At 40.5% G+C, this 26613-nt stretch carries 24 protein-coding genes and 1 pseudogene; 13 read left to right on the top strand and 12 right to left on the bottom strand.

Annotated features, from left to right (window positions below; genetic code table 11):
- The 4 genes and pseudogenes from FCR06_RS28590 to FCR06_RS28575 form a co-directional block, all read right to left on the bottom strand.
- A pseudogene (locus tag FCR06_RS28590) lies at window positions 1-283 on the bottom strand (photosystem II q(b) protein); the annotation flags it as partial.
- A 296-nt stretch (window positions 284-579) separates the two neighbouring features.
- Window positions 580-1017, bottom strand: coding sequence for an Hsp20/alpha crystallin family protein (locus FCR06_RS28585; RefSeq protein ID WP_138505821.1), 438 nt, complete (start codon window positions 1015-1017; stop codon window positions 580-582).
- 377 nt (window positions 1018-1394) lie between these two features.
- Entirely contained in the window at window positions 1395-2003 is a 609-nt protein-coding gene (locus FCR06_RS28580; protein ID WP_138505820.1) for a hypothetical protein, read from the bottom strand.
- Window positions 2004-2314: 311 nt separating this feature from the next.
- Window positions 2315-2902 carry a thylakoid membrane photosystem I accumulation factor gene (locus tag FCR06_RS28575; protein WP_138505818.1) on the bottom strand — a complete coding sequence of 196 codons (588 nt, stop codon included), beginning with the start codon at window positions 2900-2902 and terminating at the stop codon, window positions 2315-2317.
- 454 nt (window positions 2903-3356) lie between these two features.
- Here FCR06_RS28575 and FCR06_RS28570 point away from each other — a divergent pair, with 454 nt between their 5' ends.
- Window positions 3357-4694: a Mur ligase family protein gene (locus FCR06_RS28570; protein ID WP_138505816.1), complete on the top strand. Its 1338-nt coding sequence runs from the start codon at window positions 3357-3359 to the stop codon at window positions 4692-4694.
- Between the two features lie 111 nt (window positions 4695-4805).
- On the top strand, window positions 4806-5624 hold the full coding sequence (locus tag FCR06_RS28565; protein ID WP_138505814.1) for a type 1 glutamine amidotransferase: 819 nt from the start codon (window positions 4806-4808) through the stop codon (window positions 5622-5624).
- 290 nt (window positions 5625-5914) lie between these two features.
- Here the strand turns inward: FCR06_RS28565 and FCR06_RS28560 are convergent, their stop codons facing one another.
- From FCR06_RS28560 to FCR06_RS28550, 3 genes are all read right to left on the bottom strand, one after another.
- Window positions 5915-6235 (bottom strand): DMT family transporter, encoded by a 321-nt coding sequence (locus tag FCR06_RS28560; RefSeq protein WP_138505831.1) that lies wholly within the window; start codon window positions 6233-6235, stop codon window positions 5915-5917.
- Window positions 6236-6611: 376 nt separating this feature from the next.
- Window positions 6612-6911 (bottom strand): 2Fe-2S iron-sulfur cluster-binding protein, encoded by a 300-nt coding sequence (locus FCR06_RS28555; protein WP_138505812.1) that lies wholly within the window; start codon window positions 6909-6911, stop codon window positions 6612-6614.
- Window positions 6912-7057: 146 nt separating this feature from the next.
- Window positions 7058-7897, bottom strand: coding sequence for a uroporphyrinogen-III synthase (locus FCR06_RS28550; protein WP_138505811.1), 840 nt, complete (start codon window positions 7895-7897; stop codon window positions 7058-7060).
- A gap of 187 nt (window positions 7898-8084) precedes the next feature.
- Here FCR06_RS28550 and FCR06_RS28545 point away from each other — a divergent pair, with 187 nt between their 5' ends.
- Complete coding sequence (locus FCR06_RS28545) at window positions 8085-8996, top strand: S1C family serine protease (protein ID WP_138505809.1); 912 nt, start codon at window positions 8085-8087, stop codon at window positions 8994-8996.
- A 25-nt stretch (window positions 8997-9021) separates the two neighbouring features.
- Here FCR06_RS28545 and FCR06_RS28540 read toward each other — a convergent pair whose 3' ends face one another.
- Complete coding sequence (locus FCR06_RS28540) at window positions 9022-9228, bottom strand: hypothetical protein (protein ID WP_138505807.1); 207 nt, start codon at window positions 9226-9228, stop codon at window positions 9022-9024.
- A gap of 203 nt (window positions 9229-9431) precedes the next feature.
- On the opposite strand from FCR06_RS28540, the gene FCR06_RS28535 reads away from it, so the two are divergent.
- From FCR06_RS28535 to FCR06_RS28520, 3 genes are all read left to right on the top strand, one after another.
- Window positions 9432-9998: a S1C family serine protease gene (locus FCR06_RS28535; protein WP_138505805.1), complete on the top strand. Its 567-nt coding sequence runs from the start codon at window positions 9432-9434 to the stop codon at window positions 9996-9998.
- Between the two features lie 179 nt (window positions 9999-10177).
- Window positions 10178-11323, top strand: coding sequence for a SpoIID/LytB domain-containing protein (locus FCR06_RS28530; RefSeq protein ID WP_138505829.1), 1146 nt, complete (start codon window positions 10178-10180; stop codon window positions 11321-11323).
- 886 nt (window positions 11324-12209) lie between these two features.
- Complete coding sequence (locus FCR06_RS28520) at window positions 12210-12983, top strand: MlaE family lipid ABC transporter permease subunit (protein ID WP_138505827.1); 774 nt, start codon at window positions 12210-12212, stop codon at window positions 12981-12983.
- A 124-nt stretch (window positions 12984-13107) separates the two neighbouring features.
- Here the strand turns inward: FCR06_RS28520 and FCR06_RS28515 are convergent, their stop codons facing one another.
- Window positions 13108-13554 carry a hypothetical protein gene (locus FCR06_RS28515; RefSeq protein ID WP_138505801.1) on the bottom strand — a complete coding sequence of 149 codons (447 nt, stop codon included), beginning with the start codon at window positions 13552-13554 and terminating at the stop codon, window positions 13108-13110.
- Between the two features lie 210 nt (window positions 13555-13764).
- Here FCR06_RS28515 and cruF point away from each other — a divergent pair, with 210 nt between their 5' ends.
- A complete protein-coding gene (gene cruF / locus FCR06_RS28510; RefSeq protein WP_138505799.1) occupies window positions 13765-14673 on the top strand; it encodes a gamma-carotene 1'-hydroxylase CruF in 909 nt (302 codons plus the stop codon).
- Window positions 14674-14800: 127 nt separating this feature from the next.
- Entirely contained in the window at window positions 14801-16063 is a 1263-nt protein-coding gene (gene cruG / locus FCR06_RS28505) for a 2'-O-glycosyltransferase CruG (RefSeq protein ID WP_138505797.1), read from the top strand.
- Between the two features lie 122 nt (window positions 16064-16185).
- On the opposite strand, the gene rnhA is transcribed toward cruG, so the two are convergent.
- The 3 genes from rnhA to FCR06_RS28490 all read right to left on the bottom strand — a co-directional run bounded on the left by rnhA (window position 16186) and on the right by FCR06_RS28490 (window position 21393).
- Window positions 16186-17094, bottom strand: coding sequence for a ribonuclease HI (gene rnhA / locus FCR06_RS28500; RefSeq protein ID WP_138505795.1), 909 nt, complete (start codon window positions 17092-17094; stop codon window positions 16186-16188).
- A 181-nt stretch (window positions 17095-17275) separates the two neighbouring features.
- Window positions 17276-20146: an ATP-binding protein gene (locus FCR06_RS28495; protein WP_189523617.1), complete on the bottom strand. Its 2871-nt coding sequence runs from the start codon at window positions 20144-20146 to the stop codon at window positions 17276-17278.
- Between the two features lie 389 nt (window positions 20147-20535).
- Window positions 20536-21393, bottom strand: a complete 858-nt coding sequence (locus FCR06_RS28490) for an SDR family NAD(P)-dependent oxidoreductase (protein ID WP_138505791.1) — start codon at window positions 21391-21393, stop codon at window positions 20536-20538.
- Between the two features lie 451 nt (window positions 21394-21844).
- On the opposite strand from FCR06_RS28490, the gene FCR06_RS28480 reads away from it, so the two are divergent.
- The 5 genes from FCR06_RS28480 (at window position 21845) to FCR06_RS28460 (ending at window position 26127) form a co-directional block, all read left to right on the top strand.
- Entirely contained in the window at window positions 21845-22741 is an 897-nt protein-coding gene (locus tag FCR06_RS28480; RefSeq protein WP_138505825.1) for a LysR substrate-binding domain-containing protein, read from the top strand.
- 491 nt (window positions 22742-23232) lie between these two features.
- Window positions 23233-23877: a dTMP kinase gene (gene tmk, locus FCR06_RS28475; RefSeq protein ID WP_138505788.1), complete on the top strand. Its 645-nt coding sequence runs from the start codon at window positions 23233-23235 to the stop codon at window positions 23875-23877.
- 97 nt (window positions 23878-23974) lie between these two features.
- Window positions 23975-24766, top strand: coding sequence for a hypothetical protein (locus FCR06_RS28470; RefSeq protein WP_138505787.1), 792 nt, complete (start codon window positions 23975-23977; stop codon window positions 24764-24766).
- A gap of 165 nt (window positions 24767-24931) precedes the next feature.
- Window positions 24932-25363, top strand: coding sequence for an MAPEG family protein (locus tag FCR06_RS28465; protein ID WP_138505785.1), 432 nt, complete (start codon window positions 24932-24934; stop codon window positions 25361-25363).
- 272 nt (window positions 25364-25635) lie between these two features.
- A complete protein-coding gene (locus tag FCR06_RS28460; RefSeq protein WP_138505783.1) occupies window positions 25636-26127 on the top strand; it encodes an orange carotenoid protein N-terminal domain-containing protein in 492 nt (163 codons plus the stop codon).
- Window positions 26128-26613: the final 486 nt, after the last annotated feature.

Raw genomic sequence — 26613 nt, 5'->3', positions numbered from 1 at the left:
GGTAGAAGTGTAAACCAATAGCGTTTGACGAAGGTACTACTGCTCCGGAGATGATGTTGTTTCCGTAGAGTAACGAACCTGCTACTGGTTCGCGGATACCATCGATGTCTACTGGAGGTGCAGCGATGAAGGCGATTACGAAACAGGCGGTGGCGGCTAGCAGCGTGGGTATCATTAATACTCCGAACCAGCCAATGTAGAGACGGTTGTTGGTGCTGGTTATCCAGCTTGCAAACCGCTCCCATACGTTGGCGCTTTCGCGACGTTGAATGGTTGCTGTCATTGCTTTATAAGTGCGTGTCGTTTATAAATTAGACGGTTTGTTTTCGTCTGTAATATTACTTTATATTGCTTTACCCGATTTAATCAAGTTTTATTAAGACAGTAAAACTTATTACTGATATGAGTTTTTCTTATTTAAAGACTAGGAGGTGCGATCGCACAGTTCCCCTATATAAATTGAGATAGAGAGAATTTCGACAAAAAAGCCCAGTCTCTCATTGAACTGGGCTTTGTAACTATCTCAATTAATCATTGGAGGTAGAGTAGTGCGATCGCCAGCAATTAAACAAACGCTGATTAGAGATTAACTTTGACAACTTTGTTCTTTTCTTGCTCAGTTTTAGGTAGTGTCAGATGCAAGATGCCATCTTTATAGTTTGCGGTGACATTGGTGTTTTGAATCGGAGCAGATAAAGGAATTACACGTTGGAACTTACCGTAGTAAAATTCAGTCTTGGTATTACCTTTTTCTTCAGTTTTAGTTTCAGACTTCCGCTGACCGCTAATCTGAACAGCATCTTGGGTGACTTGAATATCTAAGTTTTTAGCATCGATTCCTGGCAGTTCTAGCTTCAGATGAATAGCATCATCAGTTTCTTGTAGTTCAGCAGCCGGAACTTTGATAAAATCTCTATTAAATACTCCAGATGGTACTCTGGTGTCTTCAAACAAATTATCAAGTTGACGTTGTAGGGTGTCGATTTCTCTCCAAGTATTCCAACGAACTAGTGCCATAACTCTTCCTTGCATTAATTAGTTTTACTTTTTGTTTTCTGCTTATTTTCAATATTAGGCATGGTTAAAACTGCTATAATTTCGGTTATTATCACCAATAAAATGATGATTACCGACCAGATTGAGAGATAAAAATAAATTTCGGTTTCCTCTACTTTTTTTATTCGGTAAACTGGATAGCAATTTTAAATTATTTGTAAATAATTTGGATATCAAACTTTTAAAAAGCTTGGGTATCTGAGCCTTTTAATTTTTATATAGCAATCCTATTTGATTTTTGAATTAAATTCTGTACATATAATCTTCTATAACCCTGTTGCATCTTGCCTCTTACCTACTTACAAAGGTAAGTTCACGAATCAAATCAGACTACTATATCAACCAATCGGACGATTGCCTGGATTGACTGCATGAATATATTCACTACCCGATCGCGGTCTTCCTCGTTTATAATAAGCTTCTTCTGGCTTACCCCATCCTAGCTGCAAAATTATTTCTAAAAAGCTAGAGTTTTCCCACTTCCATAAACTTGCCCATTCTGTTCTTTGAGCAATTCTCTCGACATCAGGTGTGACAATTTGTTGGTATTGCTTACTATTATTGAAACTTAAATACAAGTCCATTCCCTTAGTGACTTCATACCAAAATTCCAAAATAGAATTTTTAGTGGCTTTTAAAATTTCTAAGTCACTGGGAAGCGCTATTAATTCGGTATCTACTTCCGGATAAGACAAGTTTTTGCCTTTGAGTGTCACCTCTCGCCAGATAATACCTGAGACTTGATTTTTTCTTTGGTAATCGTGAATTGCAGCTTTGAAATCTTGATAGGCTGTGAACTGTTGCAACCCATCAGTTCTGATAAACTGGTCGATTACAGGATTACCTAAAACTGTTAATTCTAATTTTAGGCGTTTTCCTTTTAGGCAAGCTTGGCGCTCGTCTGCCAAAATTTTGATTAGTTCTTGAGTGGTGTAAACCTTTGACATCAGAATACACTTTTGTTAGTCGTTGGTCATTCGGTATTGGGCATGAGGCATGGATATTTGTCATTTGTTATTAGCTATAAACTATGAATTAACTTTACTAGTTGTTAATTCAGAACATTTGCATAAATAGCCATTATCAACTGTGTAAACAAATAACTGATAAAAAAGAATAGGTGAAAAATTAGTTTAGAACCTAAGTACCCTATGCCTCCTGCCTTCTACCTTCTACTTATTATGCTTTAGCATGGAAAACAATGCAGTAACAGATAGCACTAAAAATTAGGGCAGACCAATTTGGTCTACCCAATAAGTTACTTAGCTAACTCACTACTGAACTCATTGAAAGCCCGCCGCTTTAGCTGTGCTGTTTCAGTGCGTGGTGATAAATWGAATATTTTGCGAAATTCATCGTCTATATTTTCAAAAGGTACTTGACCCTTTTTATTCAAAACTACCTGACCTGATTGATTAAAGACCAAAACTTGAGGAATACTCCCAGAATAGTAATATCCTGGTTCTGTGGGGTCGTAAGTCTGTTTGGCTGGGATCGTATCTACACTGATAGGAATAATCTCTGCTACCCGACCATATAATTCCTGTACCCGTGAAATAGAAATGGCATATTTTTTAGAATCGCTGCTGTCATCGACATAAAACGCTAAAAATATGGGTTTATGTTCTGCTAAAGCCTGTGCCAGTGTTAGTCTCGAAGGAACTAATGAACCATTACCAGCATAAACTACGAAGATGTTGCCATCATATCTATCATCATTTAGACCAGCGTATGCAGGTTGCATACTTGTAATCAACAGACAAACAACTATCAACACGCATTTGGAGAGCAATCTGTGCCATTGAGTAAACTTTTTATGTAAAAAAAGAAACTTTACGCTATTCATCAAAAGAAACCTTGCAAGCTAGTAGTTGTCGTGAGTTGTGCTGAAATTGGCAAACTGGGCTGGATATATAATTACGCCCACGCACTATTTTTTAAGATAACGCCTAGTGAGATTATCTCTCGTAAGGGGGAGTGGGGGGATGGGGAGATAGGGAGATGAGGGAGTATTAAGATTAATAGTTTGAACCTCTGAAGGTCAGCGTTGAACCTCTGAAGGTCAGCGTTGAACCTCTGAAGCTCAACTTTGAACCTCAGAAGCTCAACTTTGAAGTTCTGAGCTTTAAAGTACTAGTTTTAACACTTCTTAATGCCCCTTATCTCTTCATCTCTCCATCCCCCCATTCTCTCATTCCCCTTTAAAGCTGGCTTTTTCAGCTAAGATTCGCTAAACTCACAAAATTAAATTTGTAACTAAAAACTTTCAATTAACAACTGCAAGAAGACTAGGTACTGATGTGGGAAACAAAATACAACTTATAGATAGAGTGCGACTGGGTTTAGCGGTGTCGGTAGCAAAAAGCGTCACATTTTTAGTGCGATCGCTGCGTCTCGGTGCTGCTAGTGTATTACCAGGCTCAATCGCTCGTCGCATTGAACCTCGACTTTTACAATTATTGAGTCAGCAAGTTAAAAAGGGAGTGATTTTAATTGCTGGTACTAACGGCAAAACCACTACATCGCTGCTTTTAAAAACGATACTAGAAAATAAAGGCTACTCTATCGCTCATAATTCTACAGGTGCAAATCTGGAAAATGGCTTAATGACAGCTTTATTAGAAAGCACTAATTTGGTAGGCACGCTAGATGTTGATTACGCCATTTTAGAAGTTGATGAAAATATTGTCCCGAAAGTTTTAATACCACTCCAGCCGCGAATTATCCTTTGTTTGAACTTGTTCCGCGACCAACTCGATAGGTACGGGGAAGTAGATACAATCAGTAAGCGTTGGACAAAGGTAATCTCTACCCTACCAGCAGAAACGGTGGTAATTCCTAATGCTGACGACCCAACTTTATCTCACCTGGGTCAGCAGTTACCCCAACGGGTGTTATTCTTCGGCTTGGATGAACCAAAACATTATCTAGAGGCAATTCCTCACGCTGTTGATTCTATCTATTGTCCCAGATGCGGACATTCACTAGATTATAAGGGGGTTTACTTGTCGCATTTGGGAGATTTTACTTGTCCCAAGTGTGGTTTTACTAAAAGTAAACCGAGTCTAGAAAGTAGTGAATGGCCGCAAATTCTGGTTGGTTTATATAACAAATATAATACTTTGGCAGCAGTAACAGCGGCTAAAGAATTAGGAGTTGATGAAGCAATAATTAAAAATACTATTAACAACTTTCAAGCAGCTTTTGGTCGTGCTGAAGATTTAGTAATTAATGGTAAAAAAGTGCGAATTTTGTTATCTAAAAATCCTGTAGGTACAAACGAAACAATTCGCGTGGTAACTCAAAGCACAGATAAAACTACACTGCTAGTATTAAACGATCGCACCCCCGATGGCACTGATGTATCCTGGATTTGGGACGTGGATACGGAGAAATTAGTCGAACGAGGAGGAACTTTAGTAGTCAGTGGCGATCGCGTTTATGATATGGCACTACGCCTGCGTTACAGCCAAAAATCTCCTGAGAGTACATTAAATCTAATTGTCGAATCAGATCTGCGACAGGCGATCGCTACTGCCCTAGAGCATACACCAGAGAATGAAACTTTACACATTCTCCCTACCTATTCAGCCATGCTAGAAGTCCGAGAAGTTCTCACAGGTCGGAAAATTCTTTAAATTAGAAGCAAGAAGTGAGGAGTGAGGAATTATAAACTAGAAAATTACTTCCTATTCCCCACTCTCTATATTTTCAACACCTAATCTAATTACGAATTACGAATTACGAATATGAGTTTCCAAAATTTAGAATTGACAATTGGTTGGTTATATCCAACGCTGATGAGTACCTATGGCGATCGCGGTAATGTAATTACTATAGAACGTCGCGCGCAGTGGCGAGGATACAGCGTTAAAGTATTACCTTTGGATCGAGATGCTACAGCAGCTGATATTAAATCTGTAGATGTGATAGTCGGTGGTGGCGCACAAGACCGCCAGCAAGAAATTGTCATGCGTGATTTGCAAGGCGTGAAGGCTGACGCCATGCGGAAAAAAATTGAAAATGGCACACCAGGAGTTTTTACTTGTGGTTCTCCCCAATTGTTGGGACACTATTACGAACCAGGCTTGGGACAACGTATTGAAGGTTTGGGAATACTCGATTTAGTTTCCGTACATCCTGGCGAAAATACTCAGCGCTGTATTGGTAATTTAGTAATTGAAGTCACGGCTTCACGTCTGGCGCGGGATTTGCAAGAGATGACGGGTAGTACTCCGTATTTGGTAGGCTTTGAAAATCACGGTGGACGTACCAAGCTGGGAAAAGTAGAAGCTTTAGGGCGAGTGGTGTATGGGTTAGGCAATAATGGTGAAGATGGGACAGAGGGAGCGTTTTATCAAAATGCGATCGCTACTTATTCTCACGGCCCTTTGTTACCTAAAAATCCTTTTGTCGCTGATTGGTTAATTCAAACAGCCTTGCGGGTAAAGTATCAACAGCCAATTACTTTGGAATCATTAGATGATAGTCTTGCTGTTCAAGCACGCCAAGCAATGTTTCAGCGATTGAAAGTTACTTTACCAACTCGTGCAACGACGCAAGTTTAAATTTTTGCCATTACTGAATATTTTTCTCAGTGTATAAAAAACTTGCCAATTTGGCAGCATGATTTTGATTGTCTTTGGTAAAGTATTAAAAGTCAATTACTTGTGGGCTATATTTACCGAGGTTTACTATACTTTTAGGTACATTTAGTTAAGTTTGGTCTGCTAACAGAACAACAAAAGTTGCTGAAGTATCTAAATATAACAACAACAAACAGAATGATGAGTTTTGGTTAATTTCCCTCGTCTCTTTTAAAAGACGAGGTATTTTTTATTTCAAGCAAATCTTTTAGTTATCGATTTGAATTTATACCAATTACCCCGATAATTATTAAGGCAATAGATATCAGTTTAGTAAATGTGGTAGATTCACGAAACCAAATCATCCCAATCATAGCAACTAAGATAGTTCCCAATCCGGCCCAGACAGAATAAGCCACACTTACTTCAATTCTTTTAAGAGCCAAGGTTAAAAAACTAAAACAAAATCCATAAAAAACAAATATCAATACTGAAGGGACTATTTTAGTAAATCCTTGTGACAATTTCATGCAGGTTGTGCCTGAAACTTCAAAAAGAATTGCTGCAATCAAGTAAATCCAACTTATTGACATATCTGTTGTAAGCATTTAACTAGAAGTCTTTTATTATCTCTAGGAAAATCAAAAAATGCAATCTAATTACTCTAATTAGTAATATTTATTGCCTTAAAAGTATTTATCATTCATACAAGGTAAAAATATAACATTTAGTACATTGAAACCTTTATCCTCGGCTAGTTAATTTTTGGTCTAACCTTTAATAATCTAAACTAAATAAAAGCACTCTCCAAAAGGAGAGCGCTTTTTAGTCTATACAAGTTTTTTAGGAAAATATTACCGAGAGTACGGCACTATTTCAGATTTTAGATGCCTTATGGATAGCGCTTTAAGCATCGCTTATCGTGCGTCCCTGATAAAACTTGCTGTTTATTAAATGTACATTTGTTAATTAAGCGTTTAGCGCTTCTTCTTGATTGGTTTGGATGGTGCAATCAGAAAGGGGCTTAGCCACACAGGTAAGTACCCATCCCGCATCAACTTGGTCATTATCTAAGAAATTTTGATCGTCTTGGTCAATTTCACCTGAAATCAGCTTGCCAGTGCAGGTAGAGCAAGAACCAGCGTTACAGGAATAGGGCAAGTCCAGATCGTATTCCTCGTTAGCAACCTCTAGGATGTACTCATCTTCAGGAACATCAATTGTTTTTTCACCATCTGGGGTCTTTAATGTGACCTTATAAGTTGCCATGTAAAAATCCTTAACTAATATAAACTCCATTTTCGATACTACGGGTTTATGTGCTGCTAGTCCAGAGTTATTTGTGGTTGAGTGTTCTAAATTCTAGAATTAGCTAGTGGGGCTATTTTGCATCTACCAGAAGGGGGACTGGAAAATCACACAGCAAAAAATCTAGCGATCGCTTCTGCAAATCCCTCAAATGAACTATAATCCTCAGAGACAATCGAGACATTCACTCCTAATTGTTGAGCATTGGCACTTGTATACGGGCCAAAACAGGCGATCGCACAATCTTCGTAATCACTTTGGGAGTTAACCATTCTCAAAAAGCTTTCTATTTCCGCTGTGCTACTAAAAGCAATTACATTGATGTTGCCTTGACGAATCAGGTTTAATTCAATACTGTAAATATTTTTATCTAAGCCCTGCGTGATATATGTAGGTACGCGAGTTACTTTTATGCCCAAATTCTCTAAATCTGTAATTAAATTGGGTATAACATTAGGTTCCGGCAAACCTACAACCTCCGGAGCGGGTATCAGCACTTTTTTGTCCTGAATTTGTGGAACTTTCGCTAATTCAACTACAATTCCGCCTGGGCTAGCTTCTTTAGGAATTAAATCCACCTTGCCACTAAAAGATAGTAAGATTTCTGAATCTTTTCCTAATGCACATAATTGACAATTTTCTAGTACAGATACAGAAATATTTAGCTCGTTCATGCGGTGAAAAAATGCAGCGATCCCATTTCTGCTGGTGAAGATAATCCAATTAAAATCTTTTATACACTTAAGAGCAGCATCTAACTCACTATAGTCTGGTAAATAACTAGTTTCGATAGTAGGCATCAAAATAGGTAAACCACCTTTTTTGGTGATTTGTTCAGATAACCTATAAGCATAATTCCTTGGTGCTGTAACTAAAATTCTCTTGTTATATAAAGGTAATTTGCTAGATGGAGTCAGCAAGTTAATTTCTGTTGATTTGATGTCCATTAGTCAGTTATTAGTTATCAAGGCAGAGGGGCAGAGCGCAGAGGGGAATAATTAATAACTCTTGACTAACGACCAATGACCAATGACTAGCCATTTTTCTAGGATGAGTTCCCCCCATTTTTCCGATGTCAATTGTATGTAGAAAACGGCACTATTTGAACATCTAACAACGTTGGCAAAAAATTTTATGTCTTCATTACTAGCTCTATCTAATAGCTTAGCCGATACCGTAGAGCAGGCTGGAAGTGCTGTAGTTGCAGTAAATGGTGGTAGTCGTGTCTCACCAAGTGGCATTCATTGGCGTAATGGAATCGTTGTTACCTCTGATGAGTTGCTCCAGCGCTATGATGACATCACCGTTACTCTATCAAATGGACAGACTGCACCAGTAAGATTTATTGGTCATGACTCTAGTACTGACATCGCTGTTTTTCAACTGCAAAATCTCGAAATACCTCTGGCAAAAATCGGCGATAGCAAATTGCTCAAAGTTGGTCATTTAGTATTAGCACTAGCAAGAAGTAGCGAAGGTGACTTGCGGGCTGCGATGGGTGCGGTGAGTGTAATTAGCGGTGCTTGGCGGAGTATGAGTGGCGGTAATATTGACCAGTTCATTCGTCCAGATATCACCCTATACTCTGGTTTTGGAGGTGGCCCGCTTGTAGATGCGGCTGGAAATGTGGTAGGTATGAATACATCAGGGCGGCGTGGTACGGCTTTGACTATTCCCACTGCTACAGTCGATCGCGTGGTTAATCAATTAATCACAAAAGGACGCATTTCTAAAGGCTACTTGGGTGTAGGAATGCAACCTGTGCGCTTACCAAATAATTTAAAAATAGCTCTAAATTTAAGTTCTGCGACTGGGGTAATTGTCGTCAACGTTGAGTCTTCCGGGCCGGCTGACAATAGTGGTGTGCTGCTTGGCGATGTTTTGGTAACATTTGATGGGGTGACTGTGAGCGATACAGGTGATGTACTGGCGTTGCTCAATAATAGCGATCGCATCGGTAAAGCTGTGAATGTACAAATTGTACGAGGTGGTGTGTTAGTTGAGTTAGCGATCATAGTTGGTGAACGACCCACTTCGGAACTTTAAGATTAAAATTCGAAACTTGAGCTTCTCAACTCAAAACTTGAGCCTCTGAAGATAAAAGTTGACCTTCTGAAGATGAAAGTTGAGCTTCTGAAGATGAAAGTTGAGCTTCTGAAGATGAAAGTTGAGCTTCTGAGGTTGAAAGTTGACCTTTTGAGGGTGAAAGTTGACCTTTTGAGGGTGAAAGTTGAGCTTCTGAGGGTGAAAGTTGAGCTTCTGAGCCTCGAGGTTGCACCTTTTAACTTCAAGTTTGGTGCTTGGTACTCCACAGTTGAGCTTCTGAACTCGGAATTTTTAGAATTTGGAAATCAAAGTTCACTTAAACGAGTATAAAACTCACATACAGTTTCAGTTTGAGTAACTTAAATTAGCTCAATCCAGCTAAAACTATTTTCAGGCCGCCGATTCTACTTTGACTTGCAGACCAATTAGACTAACATGTCAAACACAACATTAACTAACATCGCTGCTGAATTGACACAAGTAGCTGCTAGGCTACGCAATAGCACTGTCAAAGTACAAAGTGGTTCTTTGGGAGTCGGTTCTGGTGTGATTTGGCACTCAGACGGATTAATTATCACTAATGCCCATGTAGCAATTAGTAACCGGACAACTATAAAACTGTCAGATGGACGGGTATTTGGTGCAGTGCGCGTACACTTTGATCCACAGCAAGATTTAGCAGCCCTAAGAATTGTCGCCACAGATTTAACTGCTGCAACTATTGGTAATTCTGAGGCGTTACGAGTGGGTGAATTAGTTTTGGCAGTGGGTAATCCCTTTGGTGACAATGGTGCCGTGACAACTGGAATTATTTATGCAAATAATCCAAGTATGGTTGTAGCAGATTTGCAACTGTATCCTGGAAATTCTGGAGGGCCACTTGCAGACTGCCTTGGTCGAGTTGTGGGCATTAACACGATGATTGCTAATGGTTTAGCTGTAGCAGTTTCCACCAGCACCGTAAACCGTTTTTTACAAGGAACTGGGGTATGGGGGAAATGAGGAGATAAGGGAGTGTGGGGAGATGCCCTATTCCCAATTTCTACCCTTATAACTAAAGCAAAATGCATAATTAGTAGGAGGTGGCAACCTCCTACGTTGGAGAAGTGTCTCATCTTAAGTAGTAGACGTTGTAATCCAGAGCGTCAAGCAAATACTAATGTGATGTTTAGATGAACAACATGAAATTCCAACTTTACTTAGGCTCTTTATTTTCCGAGATTAAAGTACGTCATTGGTGGATAAGTGTCCTCTTATGGATAGCTTTGGTTGCCCCAGCTCAAGCGTCTGTAATCCTGCGCGTAGCAATTGAGAGAGGGGTAAATCAGGTAAAAGTGGGGAGTTCCACAACTGGGATCGTTAAGGATAGCACTGGCCGAACTTTGGGACAGTTGCCGGCGATGAGTGCATTTTATGCTCAAGCGGTTCCTGGAGGAGTGGCTTTAGATAAGTGGCAGTCTGGCTTATTTTGGATTGAACCAACAGGTAAAGGATTTGTTTATATTGGCGATCGCTGGTATCGAGGCAGAACTCTGGTTGTCCCTACAGAAAAAGGTTTAACCGCTGTTAACTGGATTGATGACCAAGAGTATCTTTACAGCGTTCTCGGTGGCGAGATGGATGCTAGCTGGCCTCAAGAAGCATTAAAAGCCCAGGCGATCGCAGCCCGCACCTATGCCTTTTACGAACGAGAAAAACAAAAAAATAATCCCGTTTTCGATTTAGGCAATACCCCTGATCGCTGGCAAATTTATAAAGGTGTGATTAGTGAATCTCCAGCTACTTACAAAGCAGTTGATGAAACAGCAAACCAAGTACTCACTTATAAAAATAGAATTATTCTCTCAGTTTTCCACGCTTGTTCTGGCGGACACACTGAAAACGTCGAAGATGTCTGGGGAAGTAATGAGCCTTACCTACGTGCTGTTCAAGACTACGACCAAAATATCAGCGAGTGTAACTGGGTAAAAACGTTCTCACCCAGTGAAATTAGCGCTAAATTTCCTGAGGTAGGCACTGTGACAGCGATAATTCCAGAGACACTCTCACCTTTTGGTAGTGTCAAAGTCTTAAAAATTGTCGGCAACAAAGGCACAAAAGTCTTACAGGGCGAGGAAGTACGCACAGGACTCAAACTCAAAAGTACCCGTTTTAGCGTCTCTAAGGGAGCAGACGGTAGTTTTGTCCTCCAAGGACTTGGCTTCGGTCATGCTTTAGGTATGAGCCAATGGGGGGCATACAATTTGGCTCGTCAAGGAGTGAACCACCTACAAATTTTGGGGCATTACTACAAAGGTGTAGCTCTAACACCAATTGAAGCAAAGTAGTGCAGCACGACATCAACAAACCACCCATTCTCAATCAATGAAACGCTTGCGGTATCAGAATTATGAATTACCCGCAGCAGTAATAGTAAGTTTAAATATCAAAAGCCCGGTCATAAAAACCGGGCTTTTGAAATAATCGGGCTATATACCCCAAAGGTTAGCTATAAGAAGTTCAGTATAATTATCGATGCTCTGATATGTAATACCGTCCTAGTATTATTGATTCCGGAAAATTCGCCAAAAATTTTTCGAGTAATTTTGATCTCCAAGTTAATGAGCAAAATACAGCAAGCAACTAGCAGTTTGAAGAAGATGCAGCAAGGGTTGTTGCTTTTTTATAATCTCCTGTGACTCTCCCCATTCTCCATTTCCTACTCTTTACCTCCTGTTAACTGTACGTGTAGGATTTAAAGATATTTATTTTTGGCTTTTGCTAATGAACAATATATTGGGTAGCTGGCAGGAATGGTTAACTGTAATAGCCTATCTAGGTTTTACAATCTTGATTATCTGGCGGGTATTCAGCGCCCAGAAGAATTAAAAAACTTGCATATTATTTCACCAGGGCTTTTTTGCTCAAAAGGCAAAATACTTCCATTCTGCTCAACCTTAACTCGTTGACGACAATTGTAGACCTCAATGGGTGTTTTTACTCCATCTACACTAACGGCTGCCCTATATTCCCAATAATTTTTAGCACTTCGGTTAATACTGAGAATACAAATCTGGTGGTGATTATAATTGCGGCAGACAGAAGCAAAAGCCGGAAATGTTACTGAAAAAGATAGTATTAATAGCAACAAAAAAAATAGATATTTTATCGTGTTCATAAGTGATCGTTAACATTACATTGTGGGAAATATTATTAAATTTCAAAGCCTTTGAATTGCAACCAAAAACAAATTTTGAACAAGCTTCGATTGTACGCTGTTTTGCTGCACTACTACTCTTTGGTCAAGTGTGGCTGCATTTACTCCAGGGAAAAACTTACTACCGCAAGATTTTGCAACATCTGGTAACTGCTGGGCCAGGTTCTATCTCTCCAGTTCTGCTTGTAGGCGGTTTTGCAGGAATGATTTTTACTGTTCAAACAGCGAGAGAATTAATCCGATTTGGTGCTGTCAATGCTGTGGGAGGTGCTTTTGCATTAGCTTTTTGCAGAGAATTAGCTCCGATTTTGACCGCTAGTATTATGGCTGGACAAGTAGGTTCTGCTTTTGCAGCAGAAATAGGTGCGATGCGAGTTACAGAGCAAATTGATGCACTTTATATGCTCAAAACCGATCCAATAGATTATTTAGTACTTCCTAGAGTAATTGCTTGTTGTTTAATGCTGCCTGTGATGACAGTTTTTGCTTTAGTTATGGGAATTTTTGGGGGAGTTTTTGCTGCATCGCAGTTTTACCAAATTACCCCAGAAATATTTTTAGAATCAGTCAGAAATTTTTTAGAACCTTCAGATTTGTTGATTATTTTACTCAAGGGATTTATTTTTGGAGTGCTAGTTGCCGTGATTGGCTGTAGTTGGGGATTAACTACTAAGGGAGGAGCAAAGGAAGTAGGAGAATCAGCAACTAAAGCAGTTGTTACTAGTTGGGTATCAATTTTTATTATTGATTTTTTTCTATCTCTGTTGCTATTTGAAAATGTTGGATTTTGAACAAGAAAATTCCCAACTGATTTATAAGTTGAAAATCCGAATCTGGGAATTAGCTTCGGTATCAAAATCTTCTGTATTTTAAATTATGAATCTTGAAAAATTACTGGTGATGCACTTTATTTTATTACTTGAGTAAAATTTCGGAATTTACTAACTTGTAAATGAGGGCACCCAAGAGCAAGCCTGTCAATGAAAAAATAGACATACTCCAAAAAGCTAGATTTTTCTTCAGACCTGCTATTTGAAAGTCTACCCTAACTAATATAGTTGCTGAAAAAATTAGTAAGGTATCAAGAAAGACCCTAAACCAGGCAAGCATAACAAAGAACATGAAAGCTGCTAAAACGGTAATCCCAAAAGATTTAATATTTGATTCAAACAAAATATTGTAGTAGGATGTCAGTTTTGGCCAAGCAGTTGTCAAAGTTAGAATTAAAAGCAAGATCGCAACTACAATCGCCAACCATACATACATAGGAGGATGTGTTTCAGATATTACCCAGCCTAAAGTACTGTAGCTAAGCAGCACTAGCGCCAGGGAAACCCAAGGAACTGTTTTCAACATTGACACAGGTTGATATTGCCAGTATAAGGCTAAAGCATTATTTCATCACTCAGTCGAGTCACTACTCGATTTTACTTATAGCCTGTCATGCTTTTGCCAAGCAAGGCAACCAAGTTTGTACAGAATTACAGCACAAAGTAGTTAAATATGTTGATAAAGATTTGTAAACTATTAGCAGCCGAGTAGCCTCGTGTCACATCTGATTAAGGAATTATCATGAGACAACTTGTTATTGCTGAGCGTGTGTGCCTCACTGCTCATATCTTGTCAAAAGCTTTTGGACTGGCAGGGATGCTATTAGTCTTACCTCATGCCGAAATAATTTTAAACTTATCTCAGGTTGGAGAATCTGCCATAGAGTTAAGTATGGCTAGCGGTGGTGTAGTTGATATCATCTTAGGAACAGTAGCCGTTTCTATTTATGCCTACCGGATGCTGGGATTAGGACCTTGGTTGACATTCATGCTTCCAGCGATGTTTATCTCTTTAGGAAGTGAATTATTAGGAACCAGCACAGGTTTTCCATTTGGTGATTATAGCTACTTGAGTGGCTTGGGTTATAAAATTGGGGGGTTAGTTCCTTTTACAATTCCTTTATCTTGGTTTTATGTTGGGCTGTCATCTTATTTAATTGCAAGATCTGGTTTGAAGGTAGCCCAAAAACCAAGTTTTGGACGCCATATTGCTGCTATAGCCGTTGGTGCTTTACTGTTTACTTGCTGGGACTTTGCCCTTGAGCCAGGAATGAGTCAATCTTCCTTACCCTTCTGGTATTGGGAGCAACCGGGAGCTTTCTTCGGAACACCTTATCAGAACTATGCAGGATGGTTTGGTACTAGTGCAGTGTTTATGACTGTAGCAGGATTATTTTGGAGAAAAGCCTCAATTAAATTAGAGCGATCGCAACTTAACCTTCCCTTAATAGTTTATTTAACTAACTTTGGGTTTGGCGCTGGACTGAGTTTGGCGGCTGGGTTTTCCGTGCCTGTGCTACTTGGCTTAGTACTTGGTGTCGTTCCGGCTGTGGCGCTGTGGTTTACGAGTTCAAGTACACCTTCTGAAGTTGCTATTGAACCAGTAGTTCAGGAAGTCTCAGTCCCAAGCGTAAAAGTTATTTTGAAATAAACAGATAGATTTGGGAGTGGAGAGTAGACAGCGAGGAGATAAGGAAAGAATTTCATCACCCTCCCACACTCCTCCCAGTCCCTAATCTCCAATCACAAATGACAACTGAACAATTGACAAATGACAAATGCTCAATGACAACCCCTTGATAGTAGAAAGCGCCATCTCCCTTTTATTGCTACTTATTCAACTACCAGCAACGGCGATTCTGCTATCGCGTCTGTTAAAGGGGCCAAGACGCCATCCACCAATAGAACCGCAACAGCCGACGCCAGAACTGCTGGGTAGGGTTAGTGTTGTGGTTCCTACGCTGAATGAGGCACTTCGTATTAGCCCTCTATTAGCTGGTTTAACTCACCAAAGTTACGAAGTTAGGGAAATTATTGTTGTAGATAGCAATTCTAGTGATGGTACTCCCGATTTGGTCAAAGCAACACAGCAAAAAGACCCACGCTTTCGATTGATGACAGATGACCCGTTACCCTCTGGTTGGGTAGGGCGTCCTTGGGCGTTGCATAACGGTTTTATATGTAGTTCAGAAGGTAGTGAATGGTTTCTAGGGCTGGATGCTGATATCCAACCGCATTCTGGTTTAGTTGCTGGTTTGGTGAAGACAGCCGAAGCACAAGATTATGACCTGGTTTCCCTTTCACCCCAGTTCATCCTCAAATATCCAGGGGAATGTTGGCTACAACCAGCTTTGTTGATGACTCTGCTTTACCGATTTGACCCAGCTGGAATCAATACACAGCAGCCAGAACGGGTAATGGCAAATGGACAATGTTTTTTGTGTCGTCGGTCAGTTTTAGTAGCTGTAGGTGGTTACAGCTGTGCGAGTGGTTCTTTTTGTGATGATGTCACCTTGGCACGGAATATAGCTGTTCAAGGTTATAAAGTAGGCTTTTTAGATGGCGCAAAACTACTGAAAGTACGGATGTATGAAGGGGCGATGGAAACGTGGAAGGAATGGGGTCGGAGTCTTGACCTCAAAGATGCAACTTCTCGTTCTCAGCTGTGGGGAGATTTATGGCTACTTTTTGCAGTCCAGGGTTTACCATTTTTAATAATTCTGACTTATTTTTTGATTTCTCACCCACAACAAACGCGATTAATCAGCCAGCGTTTTGCGGAGGTTCCCCCCGTTGTAGCGACTGGCGTCGCGTCTGTACCTGCTCCCCCACTTCTCTTGCTGGGTTTAAATCTATTTCTGCTGGTGATTCGCTTTGGTATGCTAATAGCGATCGCACCTTCCTATGATCGCCAAAATGCCAAAGGAAGTTGGTTATTCTGGCTTTCTCCTTTAGCCGATCCCATAGCCGTGCTACGAATTTTCTTATCTGCATTCCGCACCCCACGCGAATGGCGTGGACGAAAATATAGTGCTAAGTGAGGAGTTAAGAGTAGAGACGCGATTAACCCAAGTGCTTTCCAAGAGTTATGACTTATTCTCCCCATCTCCCCATCTGAATTACGAATTAGGAATTACGAATTACGAATTACTCCCCATCTCCCTCACTTCTCTTCACCTCCCACTCGATCCCCGCGTTCTAGTTCCCAAAGAATTTGATTTCCTTCACGGCGTACTCGTGAGACTATCCAATTTCGCCAGCGCCACTGATCCCCTCTACTGGTAACAGCGCTGGCGTGGACATCCATTAAATCTGCTAACTCGGAACTAGTAATTAAGTAGCCTTTTTCAGAAATTTCGTCAGCTATACGCAGAGTTTCGACCAAATTGCGGAGTTGTAAAACCCTCATTTCCAAGGATTTTTCATCGGTTGCAGTTGTAGCTAGCCCAGTTGATGGTTCCATAACAGTTATTTGTGGTGCAGAAGTAGTGACTTGGTGTGTATTTTGGTTAGTTATTCTAGAGCTTTCATCAGAATCAGCTACTTTTGCTACATTTGTTTCATTTGTGATAGGTAAAGTTTTATAAAAATTGGTAGAAGATAATTGTTGTAGAGAGGGGGTTTTGCCACTAGCATAGGTGCGAGCGATCACGTCACAACGTTCGTTCCCTATGTTACCAGAATGTCCTCTAACATATTGCCATTTTACTTGTTCGCTATTAAGTTGATCTAAGGTTTCTAAAAGGTCTTGGTTTTGGACGGGTTTACCATCTGATTTTTTCCAGCCTTTGTTTTTCCAGCCTTTCACCCACTTGGTAACACAGTTGATTAGGTATTCGCTATCAGTGTAGAGAGTGATGGGTTGGACTTGTTGAGATGTTTGCAGAAATTCGAGGGCGGCGATCGCGGCTTGCATCTCCATTTTATTATTAGTGGTGTGCGAGGATGCATCGCCCATTTCGTGAATTGAGCCATCACTAAAGTAGACGACAACACCCCAACCGCCAGGGCCAGGGTTACCAGTGCAAGCACCGTCTGTGTATATGCTTTGAATTTTAGGTTGGGTGAACATAGTTAAGATATTCAATAAGCACAGGACGCTAAGGGAAGGTTGTTAGCGTCGAAAGGGAGGCTAATAAAGATTAGCACAGCAAAGAAAATACCGATGCCTACACTCCAGCTATAAACTTCAGCCTGAAAGTGGAGATGTTGCTTTTTTCATCTATGAAAAGGATTTCTACATCTGTTGATAATTAGACTACTTTTTGGTTAAGGGGAATTATAATTACAAATTCTGTACCTTTTCCAACAGTAGAAATGCATTCTAATTTTCCCTGGTGTTTTTGGGTAATAATCTGATAACTAATAGATAAACCTAATCCTGTACCTTTCCCAACTGGTTTAGTAGTAAAGAAGGGTTCAAATAAACGTTGTTGTATATCTTCTGGAATCCCTAGACCATTATCGGTAATGCGAATCATGGCCTGTTTATTATTAGTGACTTTAGTGTGAATACGAATTTGTCCTCTATTATTAGTCATTAATCCTTTTTTATAAAGTTCTAAGCCGAGGTTTCCTTCACTCAGACTTTGCGTTTTGTCAGTTGTAAATGACGGATGACTAATGACTAATGACTCTTCCAAAGCATCGATCGCATTTACCAAAATATTCATAAATACCTGATTTAGTTGTCCGGCGTAGCATTCTACTGATGGTAGGTCACCGTATTCTTTAATCACCTGGATTCCTACAAAGTTAGGTTTAGCCTTAAGGCGATTTTCTAAAATCAGGAGTGTACTATCTATACCTTCATGGATATTTACAGTTTTGACTTCTGCTTCATCTAAGCGGGAAAAGTTTCGTAGAGATAAAACAATTTCTGTAATTCTTTCGGCACCAACTTGCATAGAAGTTAGTAAATTTGGCAGGTCTATAATCAGAAAATTTAAGTCGATCGCTTCTATTTGATTTTGAATTTCCAAGCCTGGATGAGGATAATATTGTTGATATAGATGGACTAATTTGAGTAAATCTTCAATATATCTACTGGCGAAATTAATATTGCCATAGATAAAATTGACTGGGTTGTTGATTTCGTGCGCTACACCTGCAACTAACTGCCCTAAACTAGACATTTTTTCACTCTGTACTAGTTGAGATGCTAGCTGTTTTGCCTCTTGGCGCAATTGTGCTTCTGAGTCGCGCAATATCTCCTCTGCTTGTTTGCGTTCGGTAATATCGTGGAGAATAACAACATACTCCTGAAAATCTTGATGGGGTCGGTCTGAAATAGAAACTTCCAGAGTTCTGTTTTTGCTATTGGAAAGTAGGGTTTGTTCGCTACGCTTTATCCATTCACTTGGATAGTGAGTTAATTTTGGTAACCATTTATTGAGGTGATTTCCTAGTAACTGGGATGGGTAGACACCAAAGAAAAATTCTGTTGCGGGGTTAGCCTGACGGATAATGCCTCGCTCATCCACTACTAAAATACCATCTTGAGCAACAGTAAATAGGTGTTCGGCGGCTTCTCGTGCTTCTGCGATCGCCACCACCTGAGGTAAACTTGTCCAACAGGCGATCGCTACTCCCACAAATGCCACACTCATTAGCAATACTACAAATATATTTTCACCTCCCCCAGTTGTGACTTTGTGAAGTTTGATGCCAAATAACCAGCCAATTCCCACTGCACTACACAGCAGAAAAATCAGAATCGCCACCTGAAGAATTACTGAGTCTTTGATAATTACCACAGGACGCACACGATATCGCCGTATCCACCAACCCAGATGAAATGGAGGGAAAGGAACGCGGCGGATTATTGCATCAATTCCTATAACACCAAGAGGAAATAATAGCCCAACCAATAAATTCTGCCAACCCCAAGCAAATCCACCCACCAATAGCACTACAACTTCCAATAGGAAAATTCCTAAAGATATGTGGGGCAATAAAACTTCTCTTTGATTGCGCCGCAACCAAAGCCCTAAATGGAATAACATAAAGGAAACAAACCAACCAACATTACCAACCGCCACAATTCGCGCTACATCTCCCCAAAATAAATAAATCAGGCAAAACACCAGTGTTAAAGTCAGCGCTGGAACAAACACACCCCGAGGTGATATAACAGAAAATACTGGTGAGATGTGGTTGTCTAAGGCAAGTTGATATAAAATTCGTGGGCAATTAGAAACAACCGTTGACGAACCTAATAGGCAGGCAGCTACTAGCAAAAAAGTAACACTCACAGGTGCCGATTTTCCCCAAAACGGTTGGGAAGCTGCCACAAGGTTCAAAAAGGCATTATCTTTGAGGTTTGGATCTGTTGCTAAGCGCATAATTACCCAAGACCCTCCCAAAAAAATTGGTGGCATCATCCAAGCAGCGACGTCCAAAAAGCGCAATGTTTTGGCGGGGTGGCGGCTATCGGCGACAAAGGAAGAAGCCGTTTCACAACTATAGGTTGCATAGGTGACGAAAAAAAACCACTTAGCCCAATCCACAAAACTCAAAGATGACCAATTGCTAGGAAAAAACCCAGGACTAGCATTAGAAAACCCTAACCAGCCAAGACCTTGCACACAAAAAGCGATCAGCAGTCCAAAGGCTGGAATTATAAAAAACAAATGTAAAATACTCAGAGCGCGAGTACCACTAAACGCTACTATAAACGGCAACAGTGTAAAGCCAATATCTATAAATATTTCTGGACAGGCAATACCTAGTCCTGCCAAATTCACTTCAACTAAATCTCTGAGTACGATAGTATTAACCGACAAATAGGAAACCCAGTTTAGTAGGTATCCAATGGCTGCATAACAAGCTAGTCCTGGATAGTTATGCAGCAACTTACTAGTATAGTTCGGTGTTCCTCCAGCCACATTGATAAAATGCATACCCAAGCGTTTTACCTGGTAATTGAGCAGCATTCCCAGAATTACCGCAGGTATCCAGACAAAAATAGCTTGTGAGCCAAGGGCGGCATGAATTGCTGGAACCAATGCTGTCCAAGAAATATGAGCTGTTAAACCGAAGCCCGAACTTTCAACAGCGCTGAGGGTTCTAGTCAAGCGAGGGTAAGGAGATTGGCTCAAAGGGGCATGACCAGGATGGGACATGATTAATAATATGGAGCGGGATACAGGAATTTAAGCTCATTAGCTAGAATTCCCATCTGATAAAATCTTCTCAACACACACTAAGTAGGTGGGTATAAAAAACCAAACTGTGTGAAGAAAAGTAAACAAGGCTCAACTCTTTTCTCCCCTGCTCCTAGTAAGAACTGCCTTATTCTGAGAATAATTATTTACGCCTACTTACTTATTAGCAATCTTCTCAATAGAGACTCTTAACCCAATGTCAAGCTAAAATGTTGCAATAAATTTCTGACAAAATTTTATCAATCAATTTGACTAAGCGGCTTTTGATGTTTTTCTTGGATTTGGCGATCAACTCTAAACTGCGCTCCTATAACTCATCAAATAGTTTTTGTGATACAGCCCAGTCCTTAAAACGCAACATCCACAGCAATCTCGTGCCAGCGAGTAGCCAAATCCTCGGCAGTAGAACTTTCAACAGCGGCAAGGTTCAGCGGATAGTCCACGTTGTTTCGCTCGCTCCAGCGCACGGCTGTGAATTGACCATTGCTTGCCCTTAATATAAATCCAGACTCTCGGCATTCACCAGAAGCGAGATATAACACTCCAGGAGCTACTTGCTCTGGTCGCAATTCCTCTGGCTCATCTTGTACGTTCCACATCCGCGTTTTGGCTACTGGCGAAATTGCATTAACGAGAATTCCATGCTCTTTGCCTTCAATCGCAAGCACGTTCATCAAACCTATCTGTGCCATTTTACCCATCGCATAAGGAGCCAGACCACTAAGGGCATATTGCTGATAAATAGCTCTATCCGAAGTCGTCAGCACGATTCGTCCGTAGTTTTGCCGTTTCATAATTGGAAAGGCCGCTTGAGCCAACCACGTTGGCGCTTCGATGTTAACTTTAATGGCTCGCTGCAAAAAATCAGGGGTTAGGTCTTCTACTGATTGGTATGCGACCCATCCAGCATTGTGGATCAAGATGTCGAGGCGGCCAAATTTCTCTAGCGCGGTTTCCACTAGGTGTGTGCAATTCTCTCTGCTATCAAGAAATCCGGCGATCGCAAACGCAATTCCGCCTGCTTCCTTAATTCTCCTTGCAGCATCAGCCGCCACGTTCGGATCGAAACCAGTTCCATCTTTATTAACGCCTGCATCGTGTACGACGACTTGCGCTCCTCTACCCGCTAGCAATCGGGCATAGGCTGCCCCCAAACCTCTCCCACTTCCAGTAATAATCGCTACTTGCCCGTCAAGTCGAATCACTTAACTTCCTCTTGACTGAAATTCTGGGTTTTAGTGGGTGTATGCACAGTCTAATGACTAGCTTAGAACTTAGCTACCCAACTATTACCTCACTGTTTCTATCTGTATAATTCGTACTTACAGTCACCTGCCACCAAGCATCCAAATCCGTTTTGACGCGTGACAGTTTTTCCAGAATCAAGTTCATGGCATCCGTGCCTAACACTTAGTCGCATTGCTGGATAAGGACTTTCTACAGCTTGAATGATGGCTTGCGCTGCTTTAGCTAGATTGCTAAGTTGCTCCTGTAATCAACCAAACTTTAGGAGCGACACAATTTTTGTCCGAGTTCATTTGTTTTCTCCAATACAAAATCCATGAGACGCGCCTCATATCTCTTACGATAGGAGACACTCATGTGACTGTCCAATATATATTTGACTAAGATTAATAGGTTAGAGATATAAATGTGATGGAATTACGCCATCTGCACTACTTCATCGCCGTAGCTGAGGAACTACACTTTAGCCGAGCAGCGGAACGGTTGCACATTTCCCAACCCCCGCTCAGTCAGCAGATTCGTGATTTGGAAGATGAACTAGGAGTCAAGCTGTTTGAGAGAACGAAGCGGCAAGTGCATCTAACTGAAGCAGGCAAAGTATTTTTAGAGCGATCCTACTTGGTGTTAGCCCAACTCGAAGAGGCAATCAAAGTAACACAACGGATAGGGCGAGGTGAGGTTGGACGGTTGGCGATCGGGTTTGTCGGCTCGGCAACGTACACCGTACTGCCAAATATTTTAAGTGTCTTTCGAGAACAGTTTCCTGCTGTAGAACTGGGATTGCAGGAACTGACGACGCAAGAGCAAATTCAAGCCCTGCATCACAAACAGGTTGATATTGGCATTGTTCGTTCTGCCATCATCGAGCCAGGTTTGAGTGTGGAATGTATTTTACAAGAATCATTGGTATTGGCGTTGCCACAAACCCATCCACTCTCTGCCCAGACTAAGGTATCTCTCTCCACTTTGGCAGATGAATTATTTATTCTATTTCCCGCCAAAATGGGACCCATCTTTTACGAGCAAATTATTAATATTTGTCAACAAGCTGGATTTCGTCCGAAAGTTGCTCAGGAGGCAGTTCAGATGCAAACTATCATCGGCTTAGTTGCAGCAGGACTGGGCATTGCTTTCGTTCCGGCCTCCTTGCAAAACTTTCACAGAAGCGGAGTCATTTACAGACCCTTACAAGAGCAGATACCTAAAACCGGACTCTATCTTACTTGGCGGCAGCATGATTCCTCTCCAGTAATCAGAGCATTTCTGGGCTTGGCACAGAAGACGACACAATGGGAGTCAAAATTATGATCATACATGAGCAGTTAGGAATTGATCGCCTCAGCTAATAGCCTCCAAGTAATGTCTCAGCAGAAACCTGACCTAAAGGTAGAATAGCCACTAGCCACCACGCAGTTTTAAAGTTGTAAATCAAGTTTAAAGTTGTAAATCAAGTTTTGAAGTTGTAAATCAAGTTTTAATCCTTTACACGCCTATATCCCTTGTCTAAACCCTTGATTTTTCGTATTGCTGCGTAAGCCTTACCCTATACCTTTCCCAGATTTCTCACAATAGTGTGGGAAGTGTAGGGAGATAAGGGGATGGGGGAGTGTGGGAAGTGTGCAAAGAGAGGGGGGGCAAGATTTCTTCCCCATCCTCCTTTTCCTCCCACACCTGCCTTTCCTCCCACACTTTTTGGATTTCTCACAAGTGAGAAATCCAGGCTTTGCCTCTTCGTTGACTCAGCGATCGCAATAGCAGGTTAGGATTTTACAGTCGGCGCTATTGTTGCAGCAAAAAGCATGGGTGGCAAATTAATTGTATTTGAAGGGGTGGAAGGCTGCGGTAAAACCAGCCAAATACAGCTTTGTCAAGAGTGGTTGGAAAGTTCAGGTATTTCTGTATTGGTAACTCGCGAACCAGGGGGAACGCACTTAGGCTTGGATCTTCGGCGCTTGCTACTATCCAAGGCAGAGGATAAACCAGTTGCCGAAGTCACAGAACTTTTGTTATATGCTGCTGATAGAGCGCAACACGTCGAACAAGAACTCAAGCCAAATCTGGCAGTAGGAAAATATATTTTATGCGATCGCTACACTGACTCTACCATTGCCTACCAAGGATATGGTCGAGGTTTGAATATCGACTTAATCAATCAACTCAACTATATTGCCACTGGCGGCTTAGAAAGTGATCTAACTATTTGGCTGGATGTCAATGTCGAGGTGGGACTGTCCCGCAAACGAGGAAGTGAAGCAGAATTAGACCGCATCGAACAAGAGACAATTGCTTTTCATCGCCGCGTTCAGCAAGGATACGCACAATTAGCAGCATCCAATCCCTCACGAATTGTGCAGGTAGATGGTAGCTTCAGTAAACAGGCTATACAACAAATAATTCAAGAAATTTTACAGGTACATCTTCAAGTCGAAAAAGTAAATTTTTAATCTATCAAAAGTCCAACTTATACCAATTCTCTAAAATATTGCAACAAATCAATCTCGGCGTCATTTTCTATAGCCGTCTTTTAGAGAACTAGTATTAATGATGTGCAACCACAGTATTGAAGGCTTTATTCACCTAGTAGCCCGTTATCACCCAAACTTTCCTCAGATAATTCAAGGGGCTTCTGTAGCACAAATCGATGCTTTTGCTGAGCTTGTCTATCAAGTCTCGGCACTGACTTTGCCATTAGATTATTATAATTTTCTGTTGAAAATGGGTGTATCTGCTCCTGATTTCGTTGTAGACACTTCTCAAACTGAGTGGGGCGAACGTGTGCCTTGGTGTGCTTTTGTACAGGATGCTTCACCAGATATAGAAAGTTTATACGAATACTATAGTTATCAGTTGCAAGATGGCGAAAGTCCCCGATCTGAATGTTTAACTGTTGGGGTTTTTGGAGTGCATTGTGAAGAGGTTTTTTTAGAATGTTATAAAGGTGTTGCAGGCAGGGTATTTACCCAGATATCTAACGCCAAGGTGTTCTGGGCAGAAAGTTGGGTTGGACATCTTTACAAGCAGGCATTCCGTTACATTATTATCAATCATATGCAGATACAAGCCCACAGACCCATCACTCATCAAGCAGCCTCTCAATTAGCTCAACTAGCAGGCACTTATGGCTTGGAAGTTATGTGGTTCAGCGATGCATTCGACTTCTGTGCCACCAGTCTCGATTGGGAAATTTTGCTATACATTTCCAGCTATGCAACCTCTCCTTGGTTCTATTTAGCAGGCAAGAAGCAGTCTGGCTCATGGATTCTGAATCGTCGTAACAGTTTGGCTGTTGCCGATTTCTGGCAGTTTATAAAGCGCTCAGGTTGTATTAGTTAAAAAAGAGGTATTGCTGGGTTAGAGTATAAATTGAGATTTTTTTATCTGAATTAATAGCATAATTGTAGTTTAACTGCGCCAAATACTAGGTTTTTTAAACATCTGATAAATGTATCAAAAAATGAGAAGATTGTTGCTGTTGCCGGTAAGGAATGAGTGACAACTATGTTCGCTTGGAAAATTTACGGAATAACCGTTGTTACTCTATTTCTGAAAATGTTCGCTATAGCCTTAATCCAAGTCAATACTCGCCAAAAATCAAATAATTTTTCTACACCAGAAGATGCTGCTACCTTTGGCAAAGGAGGAAGTGGAGTTGTACAAGAGTCTCAATTACTGGAACGCGCTACTAAGAGCTTAAACAATGATGTGGAAAATATTCCGATTTTCCTATTTCTAGCGACTACTTATATTAACTTGGGCTGCTGGGAACAAGGCCTTTTAATTTATTTTCCAGTATTTGTTTTGTCACGTTTTGTGCATTCTATAGCTTATCTACGTGCTATGCAGCCGCTTCGTACTCGTGCTTATCAGCTAAGTATTTCCGTGATGATGCTCTTATCTGGGCATATTCTCTGGAGGGCGCTGCAAAGTTAATTGGTCATTTGTTATTGGTTAGCGGATGGGGTAACTAACCCTACAACACCTGCTAATACTCAACTCCCCAACTTTTTGAACAAGCCAAGATTTATCTAAGTCCTAAGTTGTAATCTTTCTCATGCAGGACTACACTTTGCCCAATTTATGTTTCATTCCTAATTTCTTCTTCTTTGTGACTTAAATACATCTGTCTTCAGTAGGGTAAAACTTTAAATGTAAATTTGATAACGTTGCAAATAATAGTAAATTAATCGCAATTGGAGTTAACGATGACATCTACGCAAACTGGCGATCCAATTATTCGTCAACATGTAGAAGCTTGGCGAAAATTAGATGTAGATCAACAGCTGGCTTTGTTTTGGTTTATCTATAAAGAAATGGGTGGCTCAATTACTCCCGCGGCCCCTGGTGCTAGCACTGCTTCCCCAGCTATTGCTGAAGGTTTATTTGATCAAGTTAAAGAACTATCTCAAGAACAACAATTACAAATTCAGCGTGATTTGATTAACAAAGCTGATACAGAAATTTCTCGTCAATATGGTTCTTTAGGGGATACTACTAAGTTACTCTTTTGGTATCTATTAGCTGAAGGTATGAAAAATGGCACTGTCATTCCTATACCTGAAGATTATGAGCTTTCCTCAGGATCTCAAACACTGTTTAGTCAAATTCAAACATTAGGTTTTGAGCAACAGATTACTGTTTTCCGTGATTACGTCGGACCAATGGGTGCCGAATCAAAACCAGGTGCAGAAATTTAGCACTTTACGAGCAGAATTTAAAATTTTTGAAAGTTGATATAAACAAATAAACACAGAGTAAAAGTTTTTGCTTTTACTCTGTGATTATCTAAGTCCTTGGATTAATAGCACCCTCAACTCGTAACGCCCTTTGTTTCGTATTCAATATATTAGAAGTAATTATAGCTGGGTGAATCTGCCTTTTGGTTGGTTTAAATATGTTGAATATAGACTAATATTCTATATTTTTATAGTGCTTTACTTGTAAATAAAATATTTTATATTGATAGAGACATAATTAGTAAAGTTAAACTTTTTACGTTGGAAATTAAGTTACTTTCTTCAAATTTAACACTAGATTATATTTACGTTACCCATAAAAGTATAAATAATCTACTAAAAAATAGTATAGCTGATAAAAATATTCTGCTGTAAAAGCAATCTAGTTCAGCTTTTAATGGATTTGATATTAGCGATCGCTACATAGCTTTAGACTCATTTTCTACC

This window comes from Nostoc sp. PA-18-2419, assembly GCF_005869855.1.
Taxonomy (GTDB): domain Bacteria; phylum Cyanobacteriota; class Cyanobacteriia; order Cyanobacteriales; family Nostocaceae; genus Nostoc.
The sequence above is the reverse complement of the archived record's forward strand: the minus strand, read 5'-3'. Positions and strand labels throughout refer to the sequence as shown.